The organism is Cyanobacterium sp. T60_A2020_053, from assembly GCA_015272165.1.
Taxonomy (GTDB): Bacteria; Cyanobacteriota; Cyanobacteriia; order Cyanobacteriales; family Cyanobacteriaceae; genus Cyanobacterium.
The window spans coordinates 62,737-75,339 of the sequence record JACYMF010000030.1 but is presented as its reverse complement, the minus strand read 5'-3'; the positions used below and the strand labels follow the sequence as shown (position 1 = coordinate 75,339).

General features: G+C 35.2%; 11 protein-coding genes and 1 pseudogene. 10 read left to right on the top strand and 2 right to left on the bottom strand.

What is annotated here, in order from left to right; translation table 11 throughout:
* The first annotated feature begins 12 nt into the window (after window positions 1-12).
* The 8 genes and pseudogenes from IGQ45_04900 (at window position 13) to IGQ45_04865 (ending at window position 5,946) form a co-directional block, all read left to right on the top strand.
* Complete coding sequence (locus IGQ45_04900) at window positions 13-1,206, top strand: DNA cytosine methyltransferase (GenBank protein ID MBF2056564.1); 1,194 nt, start codon at window positions 13-15, stop codon at window positions 1,204-1,206.
* An 18-nt stretch (window positions 1,207-1,224) separates the two neighbouring features.
* Window positions 1,225-2,097, top strand: coding sequence for a Bpu10I family restriction endonuclease (locus IGQ45_04895; protein ID MBF2056563.1), 873 nt, complete (start codon window positions 1,225-1,227; stop codon window positions 2,095-2,097).
* Window positions 2,098-2,269: 172 nt separating this feature from the next.
* Window positions 2,270-2,530, top strand: coding sequence for a hypothetical protein (locus IGQ45_04890; GenBank protein ID MBF2056562.1), 261 nt, complete (start codon window positions 2,270-2,272; stop codon window positions 2,528-2,530).
* A gap of 3 nt (window positions 2,531-2,533) precedes the next feature.
* A pseudogene (locus IGQ45_04885) lies at window positions 2,534-2,901 on the top strand (type II toxin-antitoxin system VapC family toxin).
* 248 nt (window positions 2,902-3,149) lie between these two features.
* Complete coding sequence (locus tag IGQ45_04880) at window positions 3,150-3,650, top strand: YchJ family protein (protein MBF2056561.1); 501 nt, start codon at window positions 3,150-3,152, stop codon at window positions 3,648-3,650.
* Window positions 3,651-3,798: 148 nt separating this feature from the next.
* Window positions 3,799-4,071, top strand: a complete 273-nt coding sequence (locus IGQ45_04875; protein MBF2056560.1) for a hypothetical protein — start codon at window positions 3,799-3,801, stop codon at window positions 4,069-4,071.
* Window positions 4,072-4,303: 232 nt separating this feature from the next.
* Complete coding sequence (locus IGQ45_04870) at window positions 4,304-5,491, top strand: homocysteine biosynthesis protein (protein ID MBF2056559.1); 1,188 nt, start codon at window positions 4,304-4,306, stop codon at window positions 5,489-5,491.
* A gap of 197 nt (window positions 5,492-5,688) precedes the next feature.
* Window positions 5,689-5,946 (top strand): chlororespiratory reduction protein 7, encoded by a 258-nt coding sequence (locus IGQ45_04865; GenBank protein ID MBF2056558.1) that lies wholly within the window; start codon window positions 5,689-5,691, stop codon window positions 5,944-5,946.
* Window positions 5,947-6,206: 260 nt separating this feature from the next.
* On the opposite strand, the gene IGQ45_04860 is transcribed toward IGQ45_04865, so the two are convergent.
* A complete protein-coding gene (locus tag IGQ45_04860) occupies window positions 6,207-7,211 on the bottom strand; it encodes an aldo/keto reductase (protein ID MBF2056557.1) in 1,005 nt (334 codons plus the stop codon).
* A 143-nt stretch (window positions 7,212-7,354) separates the two neighbouring features.
* Window positions 7,355-7,627 carry a hypothetical protein gene (locus IGQ45_04855; GenBank protein MBF2056556.1) on the bottom strand — a complete coding sequence of 91 codons (273 nt, stop codon included), beginning with the start codon at window positions 7,625-7,627 and terminating at the stop codon, window positions 7,355-7,357.
* Between the two features lie 379 nt (window positions 7,628-8,006).
* Here IGQ45_04855 and IGQ45_04850 point away from each other — a divergent pair, with 379 nt between their 5' ends.
* Window positions 8,007-9,485, top strand: a complete 1,479-nt coding sequence (locus IGQ45_04850) for a CPBP family intramembrane metalloprotease (protein ID MBF2056555.1) — start codon at window positions 8,007-8,009, stop codon at window positions 9,483-9,485.
* 200 nt (window positions 9,486-9,685) lie between these two features.
* The gene (gene clpB / locus IGQ45_04845) at window positions 9,686-12,283 is read left to right on the top strand and encodes an ATP-dependent chaperone ClpB (GenBank protein ID MBF2056554.1); all 2,598 of its coding nucleotides are present in this window, start codon (window positions 9,686-9,688) and stop codon (window positions 12,281-12,283) included.
* Window positions 12,284-12,603 lie beyond the last annotated feature (320 nt).

The window sequence follows — 12,603 nt, the reverse complement described above, 5'->3', positions numbered from 1 at the left end:
AGTTGATTATAAATGAATAATAAAAACCTTAAAGTTTTAGATTTATTTGCTGGTGCTGGAGGCTTTAGTTTGGGATTTAAACTAGCAGGATCTGATATTGTAGGAGCAATTGAACAAGACAAATGGGCTTCAGAAACTTTTGCATATAATCATACAATGGCTAAAGTAATCACTGAGAAAATAGAAAATATTACTGATGCTAATTTATTAGAAATATTTGATTCTGAATCACCTAATATTATTTTGGGTGGGCTTCCCTGTCAAGGTTTTTCTATTTGCACTAAAAATGCGGGTGATCCTAATGATCATCGTAATTCTTTATTTTCTGAATTTATCAGAGTGATAAAACTATTTAAACCAGAATATTTAATAATTGAAAATGTACCTAACTTATTAAAAGCCGAGAATCACGATAAACAATTAATTATCGATCTGATTTTTCAAAATTTACGAGAATTAGGCTACAACGTATATTATGATATTTTAGAAGCAACAAATTTCGGTATTCCTCAAATTAGAAAAAGACTATTCATTATTGGTTCAATTCATCCTCTAAAACAGCCATTTCCTAAACCTACTCATTATCTTGATTATGAAATATTACCTATTTTTCAAACTATGCTAAAAAAATGCCCTACATTATGGGATGCGATCGCCGATTTACCCGAAATTTCTGCTAGAGAGGGTGCAGAAGAAATGGATTACACAAAATCTGCTAATCACGAATATCAAATACAAAAGCGTTTGGGTTCACCAAAGGTTTATAATCATGTAGCAATGAAGCATTCTAAACGTACGGTTGAGCGTTTTTCTTTAATGTCTCATGGTGATTCTTTAGCTAATATTCCTGAACATTTAAAACCATTTAAAAGAAATAATCAAGGGGTAATTTCTGATAAAGTTTATGACCAAAATAGTCGAAGAATGCACCCCGATAAACCATGTCATACTATACCTGCTTCTTTTTATGCTAATTTTGTTCATCCCTATCAACATCGAAATTTTACGGCGAGAGAAGGAGCGAGAATCCAATCTTTTCCCGATTGGTATATTTTTAAAGGAAAACCCACAGTTGTTAGTCAAAAATTATTACAAAGAGAAGGAAGATTTGATGAAAAATATCTCTGTCAATATAATCAAATTGGTAATGCTGTTCCTCCACTATTAGCCAAAGCGATTGCCGAGAATTTATTACAACAAATCTAAATTTAAGAGGTACTAATTATGTATGTTCATGGTCATAATTTAAAACAAAAAGAAACACACAAAACTAAATATACTGATCCTGAATCTCGACAATTTCTTCAAGAAATTCGTATTCAATATGATAAATGGAAAAGAATTAATGAAAAATTAAAAGGAGCTTTTTCACAATCAACAGATCAAGATATTAAAATTATTAAACGTAGAGTTAAATTACTTAATATATATAAAAATTTTTTAGATCAACAAAAGTATGCTGAAAAATTTGATTCTCGTTCAAATTTGCATTCTTCAGTGTTAGAAGAATTTACTTTTTACTTATTTAAAGATTTAGTTTATGATATTTCTCCATCCACTTTATTAGGGAAAGCAAATACATTTAAAGATATATTTTTTCGTCCTAGTTCTTATCAAGAAATGGTAACAAAACCTAACGTAAGATTAGAAACAAAGGATCATGATTTTGTGATTGGCATAGATATTAAAGCTGATTTGATTTGTTTTGGAAGTCAACAAGTAGAAACCCATCATTTTCAAATACCCGCAGTTGCAATCGAATGTAAAACTTACTTAGATAAAACTATGTTAGAAGGTGCTTCCAATGCAGCAGAACAGCTAAAATTACGGAATCCTAATGCTATTTATATTATTGTTGCTGAATGGCTTAAATTAACAGATTCGATTAACTTACAAAAATTTAAAGTTGATCAAATTTATGTTCTCAGAAAACAAAAAAATACAGATCGAGAATTTCGTTATCTGGAAACTTATCTGAAAAATCCAATTTACGATGATGTTGTCATTCATTTGTTTGAAATAGTTAGAAAACATTTAACTACTGATTGGGAAAAAGGATTAGAACAGGGTTTAGATAGAGGATATTTAATCTTATAAGCTAAGACGCACCTATTTGGCAAGATCAAACCTTTTACAGCAAGGGATTCAGAACTAAAAAAAGGAAGATTAAATGCGTCTTAGCTTATGACTGTATAATTGTAAATACCTAAAACTTTCTGAAATTGATAATCAGTATCGTGTAATTTACTCTGTTCACACACATAAAATTATGTTAAAAACTTTTAGGGCTATTTTGAAAAATAATTATATTGAATGGCTTGAAGAAAATCCGATTATGGAATTAGATACTTCTGTTAAAATTCATGTTACTTTCTTAGAAGAAACAGCCACAAATCAAAACAAGTCTAACGGTCAAAAAATGACGGAAGCACTTAACAAAATAGCTAAAAATGGCAATTTTGCTGATATTGATCCCCAAAAGTGGCAACTGGAAAATCGACAAGATCGAAACCTTCCCTATCGTGATTAAATTATGTTAATTGACAGTAATATCATCATTTATGCCGCACAACTAGAAAATGAGTTTTTAAGGGAATTTATTAGCAAAAATTCTCCCTATGTTTCTGCTCTTTCTTATGTTGAAGTACTGGGTTATCATAAATTAACTGATAATGATAAAGCTCATTTTGAGGAGTTTTTTAAGGCTTCTGAAATTTTACAAATTTCTCAACCTATAATTGATCAAGCTGTAAAACTAAAACAAATAAAAAAATGTCTTTAGGCGATGCGATTATTGCAAGTACAGCAAAGGTTTATAATTTAACACTCATAACTAGAAATATTGATGATTTTAGTTGGATTAGTGAATTAAAAGTATTGAATCCTTTTGATAGTTTTTAAGTGTATAGTTATCACACATCTCTAACATAATTTACGGAGAAGGGCGCTGGAGTTTATCTCAGTGGTGTTGAGTTAAGGTGGTGGGCGCTGGTTTTTATCTCTGTGGTATTGAGTTGGGGTGGAGGGCGCTTTGCTTGGTAAAATTTCCACTATGGAGGAATATATGGCGATGGTTAATGAAAAAATCGATCCTTTTAATAGTGATTTATACCGCTATTTAAACTTGAATTCTATATCGACATTTAATTATGCTTATTTCTAATCATAGTCTTTCTTCTCAGCCTTGTCCCTGTGGAAGTCAAAAACCATTAAATCAATGTTGTGATGTCTATCTACAAGGACAATTACCAGCGCCCTCCGCCGAAAAACTGATGAGATCGCGCTATACTGCTTACTGTCTTAAAAATATAGATTACCTATTCAACACAGAACATCCTAAGTACCGCAAACCCAATAGTAGAGCAATGATTACGGCTACTGCTAATAGTCTTATCTGGCGCAGTTTAACCGTACTTAATACCGAAGGAGGCAAATCTGGGGATGAAGCAGGGATTGTTGAGTTTATGGCAGTATATCAAGAAGGAGAATCTCTTGCTCAACTGCACGAACGATCTAATTTTATTAAAGAAAAAGGTAAATGGTTTTACACTGATGGAGAAATTTTACCGCCCATTCAACCCAAGAAAAATGAACCTTGTTGGTGCAACAGCGGCAAAAAGTTTAAACAGTGTCACGGTAAACTTGGCTAAAAAAATATCCCTGTTAAATCCAGCTTTTGTGAGGTGGAGGGCGCTTTCCCTCGTGATTTGATAGGATGTTATCTTGTCTTTTTAAACTCTTTGACTCTTTTTCCACTAAAATAAAGAGGGAAAAATCAAGAAATTATCACAACAATCTATGTTTACCATTGACTTATTAGTTAGATACATTCCCATGCCCTTATCAGTGCAAAAAAATGAAGAAAGCGAAGCACAACAACTATATCAACATATCCTTGAGACAATTAAAAGCCCTACTCCTGAAATCATTGAGTTAACCTGCGATAAACAAACTGATAAAAAAATTGCTATTTTGAGCGATCAAATTACAGGAGTGATCATTTCTCAAAAAGATGGCGCTAACATGGGTTCTAAAGTACCCGGTTTTTTTGCTGCTCTTAGTGATAAGTAATACACTTGTTTTTATAGAGTTCATTTCTGATTAATTAACCACGTTTTTTGTTTCTCGCAAAGGCGCGAAGACGCAAAGAGAATCCTCCTAATAATCTAAAGTGTGGTTTAAGGAAATGAAAACTGCTGTAAACTGATAATTTGTCGAGGTAAGTATTGAAAAACAAGGCATTTTCAACACAATTTTGAGGGGGAAGATGGGATTTGGGTAAAATTCAACTGTTACTACATTTATGCGCACCATTTCGGAAATTAACCACAAAATCAGCCAAGGAAAAATAAACGTCTGTACCATTGAAGAATTAAAGGCGAAAGTCAAAAAGCAAGGCATAAGTAAAACTTATCAAGAAATTGATGTAGTTTGTACTGGTACCTTTGAACCGATGGAATCATCCGGAGCTATTATTAATCTAGGGCATACCGATCCACCTATCAAAATCCGTCAATGTTGGCTGGATGGTGTCCCTGCTTATGCAGGATTTGGGGCTGTTGATCTTTGTTTAGGGGCAACTATTCCCTCTGAATACGGCTCTAGTCATGAGTTAGGAGAAAATATACCAGCTAATTTACCTGAAAGGGGAGGGGCGCACGTCATCGAAGATTTAATATCGGGTAAAGCCGTTAATATTAAAGCCGTTGGGCAAGTTACCGACTGTTATCCCCGTGCTTCCTTTGAATCCACTATTACTAAAGATAGTATTAATCAGTTTTACTTATATAATCCTCGTAATTTGTATCAAAATTTTATAGTGGGGGTAAATGGAGGAGATCGAACTCTGTATACTTATTTAGGACCACTTTTACCCCGTTTAGGCAACGCTGTTTACTCTAGCGTGGGGGCGCACTCCCCCCTATTAAATGACCCCGATTTGGATGTGCTAGGCATCGGTACAAAGATATTTTTGGGGGGCGCTGAGGGTTTTATCGCTTGGGAAGGAACACAGCATTTCCCCTTACAAAAAAGATTAGCAAATCATACGCCTATTGGTCCGGCGGCTACGGTGGCATTGGTGGGAGATGCCAAGAAAATGACTCGTCAATGGGTGCGGGGTTGTTATTTTAAGAATTATGGTTCATCTTTGATGTTGGGGGTGGGGATTCCTATTCCTCTCTTGAGTGAAGAAGTTGTGGCGAGGTGCGCTGTAGAGGATAAGGATATTGTAGCGCCCGTCATGGATTTTTCCATTCCCCGGCGTGTGCGCCCTAGTTTTGGTTTAGCTAGTTATGCCCATCTTAAAAGTGGTAAAATTAAAATTGAGGGGCAAACAGTGCGAGTTGCTTCTGTGGCTAGTTTATACCTGTCAAGACAAGTTAGCCAAGCCTTGAAACAACGCATTTTAGATGGCGAATTTACCCTTACTGAAGCTGTAGCGCCCTTGCCTAAGCATAGCTCTTTTGTTGCTCAAGATGGTAGTTTTTAAAGGCTAATGAATTATGAATTATGAATCAATTAAAAATAATCTTAGTTCAATTTATTGAACGTAATCTCGTTGGTTCCGTGTAATTCATTACACGGTGGGTAAATTACGAAGACATAGAGTCTTTTTGTAACCAATTTCTGAACCTGATATAACTTAATTGCCACAACTTATTTAAACATTTTATAATACCGAAAGATATGGCAGATTCTATTATGTATCAAGAGGATGGTTATGTGGTTTTAGAGACTAACCAACCCGAACAATTATTAACAAAAAAAGAACTATCTACTAAACTTAAAAACATCTTAAAATTAGCTACAGATTTACCCCGTGATGTGCAAAAATATCCCACCATTGAAGCACAAGCCGATTATTTATTAGATAATTATTGCGAGTTTAATCTGGATGAGAATAGCTATTTACAATGGTATGTCGTGCGCTGGGAAAAAACTTAAAATAGGGGTTGCTAAAAAAGTATTTTAGTGAGGGGAGGTGTCAGATTTCGGGTGTCAGGTTTCAGGTAAAATGCTTATAAATTAAAGAGTTAAGCCCAATAGTTATTTTTCATAAATTGCTCATTTGTATCAATAATTTTTGACTGGGGTAGAGGAAAGAGGTAATTTTTAGAGAAAAAAGAGGAGTTGAGGTAGCTTTTATGGGTTTTATTATGCTGGAAGCCTTTACTTAACAAGGGCTTTGATTTATTCAGCACCACCTAAGTAGTTTGAAAAATATTTTGGATCATTTTTTTATCCAAATTAAGGGCAATATCTTCTAACTCTTGCACCTCATCAGTCGATAAACGCCACCCCAGCGCCCCTCGATTTTCTTCAGCTTGACTGGTATTTTTTGCACCGGGTATGGGAATTGTGCCTTGACAAATACACCAATTAAGAGCAACTTGTGCCATACTTTTTTGATGAATTAAAGCAAAATCATTTAATCTCATTAATAAAGGTTTTATTTTAGGTAATAACTGTTTAAATAACCATTTTCTAGTGCCTTTTGGTAAAGGAGTATTTTCCTGATATTTACCTGTTAATAAACCCAAAGTTAAAGGACTATAGGCAATAATTTGTATATTTAATTCTCGACATAAATCTTTCAATCCTAACTCAGAAATAGCATAAGTTGATAAAAGAGAATACTGTATTTGTAGAGTGCTAATTTTTACCCCTTCCCTCCGTAAAAATTCATAAGCCTTCATTAAATTATCAGGTCCATAATTAGATAAACCGATGGCTTTCACCTTTTTTTCGTGATATAACTGTGCTAAACCTCTTAATAACGGCTTCTCTTGCCAAGGTAAATATTTAGCAGGAGACCAGTGCATTTGTACTAAGTTCACTGGTCTGCCGAGACGTTGGGCGGATTTTTCACAGGCTTTCACCATGGATTGGGGTGTTAAGCGCCAAGGATATACAGCCAATTTGGTAGCAATAACTAAATTTTCCTTGTTTTTCCCTGCATATTCTTGAGCGAATTTTCCTAATAATAACTCACTGCGCCCTCCATAGCGCCCGGTGCCGTAAGAGTCTCCGGTATCGAACCAAGTTACACCATGGGATACATTGTCATTGAACACCCGTTGTAATTCTTCATCCATTGAGGGTTTGTAGCCCCATAGAAACTGATTTCCCCATGCCCACGTTCCGCACCCCATGGGTGATAAATTAACTCCCTCAGCAACGTTTATGGTAGATTCAATGAAGTTATCCATGTTTTAATAATTTTTAATACCTAAACTTTAATGATCAAAAAATAGAGGGTTTATAAATTTATCTTTTCAAGATGTAAATAAATTTAATGGTAATCTAATTTATTTGTAAGTTTACCTTTGCCCTTTGCCCTTTGCCCCTTTGATCAATTATCAATTAAATCAGTATTTTTTTGTAATGTTACCCTGACATCATCGATAGCGTGATTAAGCTGATTAATTTTTTCCTCTAAACTGAGGCGAGAATTTTCAATATTGTTATTATTTACTGTATAGTTATTAGCTTGTTTTTTTTCTTCCCTATCTTCATTTAATTCAGTTGTTTTTTTAGTGACAATTACACCAATAACACCACCAATTAACCCACCGATAACTGTACCGAATAAGAAGCCATTACCAAAACTATTTTTTTCACTCATATTATTTAATTAATGTATTATTTAGTATTAATCAATAGACTTCTCCCACAATAGCTATTTTCAGAGTTGAAGCCTGTAAGGGTTGAATATTATTCAACCCCTACGAAACCACAAAAAATAAATTCGGTCGATGTCTAATATTTATCAAGACTGATTCAGCTAAGTTTCACTTAATTAATTATTAGAGTGAGACAAACTAGCTCATACAATTTTACACCTTTGTCAGTTAATTCTCTACTTTCAAGGAGAGGATTTTCAAAACAGAGTGTTTTCACAAGTCGGGGCAAAATTGCCTTTGCCATGTGCTTTTTGCCCTTTTGGCTTACGATTACTATATAATCTAAGTGATTAACAATTATTTAAAATGCCAACATCGATAATGACATTTAAAAAATTTATTATTGGCTTACTTAGTATATTTTCCCTATTTAGTGTAATTTTTGCCCTTAGTCAAAGTGTATCCCAATCACAAGTACAATACCAATTAGAATTATATCAAACTAATCTACTCCTTAATGTGGCAGAATTTAAAGGAGATAAAGATGAGCAGATCGGCAATAATCTTCAGAGTTTAGCTGATAGTTTAGTCGGTATAAATCCTTATCAAACCGCAGAAAAACAATATATTAAAGCTCTCAATGGTTTGGATAATTATTCTAGCGAAAATGTAGCTAATTTAGTTGATAACCCTAGAGAAAATTTAGCTCAGAGCAATCAAGAAAATAGTCAAATTGCTAATGAAATTAAGCTAAAATTAGGCATTATTAAAGCCGTAGAAAATAATATAAATAAAGCCTCTCAATTATGGCAAGAAATTCCTCCCAGCGCCCTCCAAACTACCATTAATAATCTGTGGTTAAAACCAGAATTAATTGAAGAAAATAGTCAAGAAATAATCGAAAATAATCTTAAAGATTGGTTTAAATTAACTGCTTTAAAACAACTCTATACAGTAACAGATAATCAAAGAGAATTATCTATGGTGGCACAACAACAGCAGGAATTAGCCCAAAAAGCCATGATTCGGCTATTATTTCTCAGTGTTATACCCTTTGTCGGGGGGGTGACGGGCGCTGGATTACTGATATATTTAATTATTCAATGGTTACTGAAAAAAGATCAAGGTATTTTGGCAACTAATAGCGAAACATCTTGGGAATTGACATGGGATAGCGAAATCATTTTACAAGTGTTAGTAGTGGGTTTTTTCTTTATTTCTCAATTCGTTTTACCTATATTGTTTAGTGTCTCCGGCATTTCTCCTCTTGGTTTAGATATTCGAGGCAAAGCCTTTTATGTCTTACTCAGTTACGCAATGATGGCAGGAAGTGGTTTACTTGTTCTATATTTTTCCATCAAATCCTTTTTTCCCCTTCCCGAAGGTTGGTTTAAATGGGTAAACAAAAATTGGTTATGGTGGGGATTAGGTGGTTACGTTGTCGCAATTCCCCTCGTGTTTTTAGTGTCTCTCATCAATCAACAGTTATGGCAGGGAAAAGGAGGAAGTAACCCATTACTATTACTGGCATTAGAATCCCAAGATAAAATTACCTTGTTAATTTTCTTTGTCACCGCTTCAATTTTAGCGCCCCTCTACGAAGAAATAATGTTTAGGGGGTTTTTACTACCTTCTCTGACTCGTTATGTATCGGTGACGGGCGCTATTATAATTAGTAGTTTAATTTTTGCCTTGGCGCATTTAAGTTTAGCTGAAGTGTTACCTCTGACTATATTAGGCATACTTTTAGGAGTCGTTTATACTCGCTCTCGTAGCTTGTTAGCCTCCATTTTAGTTCATAGTTTATGGAATAGTGGCACGTTATTTAGTTTATTTACTTTGGGCAGTAATTTAAGTTAAGTTAAAAAAGGGCAAAGTTGAAAGGGCAAAGGGCAAAGGTTTTGAGTACAATAAAATCTTAAAAAAGTGCCAAAGATAGCCTTTTTCCTCTAAAAAACTGTATTTTTTCTATCCCAATCAAAAATTATTAATTCTAAATTCTACATTCTAAATTCTACATTTCTTCACCAAAATACTTTTTCAGCACTACCTAACTAATTATGCAACCAACAAATCCCGAACAATTTACCGAAAAAGCATGGGAAGCTATTACCAAAACTCCCCAAATTGCTAAAGAAAATAATCATCAACAAATAGAAACAGAACATCTGTTTCAAGCACTATTAGAACAACAAGGATTAGCTACCAGTATCTTTAATAAAGCTGATATTAGTATCAGTAAATTACAAACTAAAACAAACCAATTTATAGCTAGTCAACCAAAAGTTAAAAATGTTGGAGATTCCGTCTATTTAGGAAAGGCATTAGATAGACTTTTAGATAATGCTGAAAAATATCGTCAAGAATTTAATGATGATTTTATTTCAGTGGAACATATATTATTAAGCTATGCTAAAGATGACCGTTTTGGGAAAAATTTATTTAAAGATTTCAACTTAACAGAAAAACAACTAAAAACTATTATTAAAAATATTAGAGGTAGTCAAAAAGTGACCGATAAAAACCCCGAAGGAAAATACGAATCTTTAGAAAAATATGGGCGTGATTTAACCGACTTGGCAAGGCGTGGTAAACTTGATCCAGTTATCGGTAGAGATGATGAAGTGCGCCGTACTATTCAGATACTATCACGGCGCACGAAAAACAATCCCGTGTTAATCGGTGAGCCGGGAGTGGGCAAAACTGCTATTGTGGAAGGGTTAGCCCAACGTATCATTAACCGAGATGTACCAGAATCCTTGCTAGATCGTACCCTAATTAGTTTGGATATGGGGTCATTGATTGCAGGGGCGAAATATCGGGGGGAATTTGAAGAAAGACTCAAAGCAGTGTTAAAAGAGGTGACGGAATCGGAAGGTAATATTATCCTCTTTATTGATGAAATTCATACGGTGGTGGGCGCTGGGGCGACTCAGGGCGCTATGGATGCAGGAAATCTCCTCAAACCTATGTTAGCGCGCGGTGAACTGCGCTGTATTGGGGCGACTACGTTGGATGAATACCGCAAATATATCGAAAAAGATGCCGCGCTAGAAAGACGTTTTCAATCGGTATTTGTGGATGAACCTAATGTTATTGATACTATCTCAATTTTGCGCGGTTTGAAAGAGCGTTATGAAGTCCATCACGGGGTAAAAATTGCCGATAGCGCCCTTGTCGCAGCCGCAGTATTATCGAATCGCTATATTACAGAGCGTTTTTTACCAGATAAAGCCATTGATTTAGTGGATGAATCTGCGGCTAAATTAAAGATGGAAATTACCTCAAAACCAGAGGAATTAGATGAGGTTGATCGCAAAATTTTACAGCTAGAAATGGAGCGTTTATCGCTGAAAAAAGAGCAAGATCAAGCCTCTATTGAAAGACGAGCAAAATTAGAGCAAGAATTAGCCAATTTAAAAGAGCAACAAAGCGCTTTTAATGCCCAATGGCAAAGCGAAAAAGACATTATCGATCAAATCCGCACCCTGAGAGAGTCTTTAGAACAAATTAACGTAGAAATTCAACAAGCAGAGCGCAATTATGACTACAATAAATCTGCTGAATTGCGCTATGGAAAATTAACCGATATACAAAGACAAATTAAAGAAAAAGAAACCCTTTTAGCAGAAAAACAAACAAGCGGTAAATCACTATTAAGAGAAGAAGTATTAGAAGCAGATATTGCGGAAATCATCTCTAAATGGTCTGGTATTCCCATCAGTAAATTAGTAGAGTCAGAAAAAGAGAAATTATTACACCTTGAAGATCAACTTCATGAAAGGGTAGTCGGTCAAGATGAAGCTGTAACGGCTGTTTCTGAAGCCATACAGCGTTCTCGCGCTGGTTTAGCTGATCCTAATCGTCCTACCGCTAGTTTCATCTTTCTAGGTCCTACAGGGGTAGGAAAAACCGAACTAGCCAAAGCCTTAGCTTTCCTTCTCTTTGATAGCGATGAAGCGATGATTCGCATTGATATGTCCGAATACATGGAAAAACATACTGTTTCTCGTTTGGTGGGTGCCCCTCCCGGCTATGTGGGTTATGAGGAAGGGGGGCAATTAACGGAAGCGGTGAGACGGCGCCCCTACTCTGTCATTTTATTTGATGAAATTGAAAAAGCGCACCCCGACGTATTTAACATTATGTTGCAAATTTTGGACGACGGGCGCTTGACGGATTCCCAAGGGCGCACGGTGGATTTTAAAAATACCATTATTATTATGACCAGTAATATTGGATCGCAGTATATCCTAGATTTGGGGGGTGATGACGCTCAATATGAGGTGATGCGCGCTAGGGTAATGGATGCCATGCGTGATAAATTCCGCCCTGAATTTCTTAACCGTATTGATGAAATTATCATCTTCCATAGCCTTGATAAATCACAACTGCGCCATATTGTCAAGTTACAAGTGAATCGCCTTGAGGAAAGATTAGCTGAACAAAAATTATTCTTAGACATGGCAGAAGAAGCCCTCGATTTTCTCGCCGACATTGGCTACGATCCAGTCTATGGTGCAAGACCTTTAAAAAGAGCAGTACAAAAGTATTTAGAAACCACCATTGCTAAAGCAATTTTGAAGGGAGAGTTTAAGAGTGGGGAAACTATTGGGGTAAATGTCAAAGATGAAAGGTTAAGTTTACAATCAAAATAATTAACATCCTTGATCTATTACTTTCCGATAAAGAGGCTTTAGTCGATATAGTTTTAGTCTTCTCCCCTAGTAAATTATCAGGGGAGAGAGGTGCTTCTCATGGCACAACATAATTAGGGTTTGCAGAAAAAGTGGTGTCGTTAGGGGAGTGGAAAGGCTTATCAATTAAAGACTTTCGCATAACTGAATACTGTGACAAATTCTGAGCTTTTATTAAAAATTGTCGATTAGTGACAAGAAAATACTGCATTTTCTCTAAAAAACCCTATTTTTGGCACTTTTTTGGGTTTTTATGATGCTAAAAATCTTTATTTGACAAG